This is a genomic window from Shewanella glacialipiscicola, assembly GCF_023283485.1.
Lineage (GTDB): Bacteria > Pseudomonadota > Gammaproteobacteria > Enterobacterales > Shewanellaceae > Shewanella > Shewanella glacialipiscicola.
In genome coordinates this window covers 1-1176 of the sequence record NZ_JAKILU010000058.1, presented here as the reverse complement: position 1 = coordinate 1176, position 1176 = coordinate 1, and the positions used below count along the sequence as shown (strand labels likewise).

General features: G+C 47.7%; 1 pseudogene. It reads right to left on the bottom strand.

The window, feature by feature from the left end:
• Positions 1-11 precede the first annotated feature (11 nt).
• Positions 12-1176, bottom strand: a pseudogene (locus L2717_RS18040) (IS4 family transposase); the annotation flags it as partial.

Sequence of the window (1176 nt, the reverse complement as noted above, 5' to 3'; positions counted from 1 at the left end):
CTGTCTCTTGATCACATCTCGTGCTCAAGAGACTGTGCCAATTCATAGCCTTCAAGGATAGTTTGCAGCTTGAACCATCCTTCCCATAACCGCTCCCAACCGACGATTCCTGTTCGTTTACTATCGTGCCAACCCGCTAATTTCCCTAAACTTAGATAAGCCCAATGCACACTGGGTGCTTTTTGGGGTGGTTTGCATTTTTCTACTTTCAGCCACTGTAATTTCCACGCTTTACTGCCGAGTAAGGTTTCGCAGCTTTGTTGTTCTGCCAATTCTGGTTGTAACCCAAGATGGCGCAACTGCTGAACTCGCACCGCAATAAACGCCAGAATAACTATCATACGCTCCAAATTCCCTTTGCTTTGTAAGCGCAAATCTTCAACCTGAGTCCCGCCGCTTTTCCAGGATTTATGGAAATCCTCTATCAGCCAGCGCTTTTCATACCAGCACAGAATCGTCACTGCTTGCTCCGCCGTAGTGACAGGTTCCGACGTCAGCAGGTGCCAGCACAACCCATCTGGGTTGTCTTTTTCAATACAACTAACATAGAACAACGGCGTACTTTCACCGACTTTATTGCTTGGCATTTTCAGGGGCACCGGTGCAAAACGAACTTCACAGGTGGCGACTCTGGCTTTGCGGCCACCTTTTTGTACCACCTCTACCATTCGTTCCCCCGCACTGTGCAACGAATGGCCGTACAGATGTAACTTACCTTCGGCTTCTTAGATATGCCGACTTATCATTAAGCGCACCACAAACCGTTGCTGGTGCTCGAGTTTATATTGCAGAGACTCAATTAAATCCGCTTCCCAGTCACAGACACTGACCACATGTGTCATGTGTTGACCCAAACGATTAGCGACATGTTGGGAGGCCTGCTGCCATTTAAAACTCTCTTTTTCCCTGTAAGGTCTTTGGGTTGCATTTTTGTGCTTTCCCATCGTTGCTATGTCGCGAGTCCACAGATGTTGTTCAATTAAACCAACCACTTGCTTCTGTAACGGCGCGTACAGCAATACCGAGTGTGCTTGAAATCCACGGCTCGATAGATGAGACGTAATATGCCCCAGTTCATCACGGACTCCTTTGTGGGAGAAATTGAGCGAACTGGTATATTCCAGTGCCAGTAAGGTGTCAAATGTTAAGGCTGCTTGCTGGGTTGCCATAAAGCCT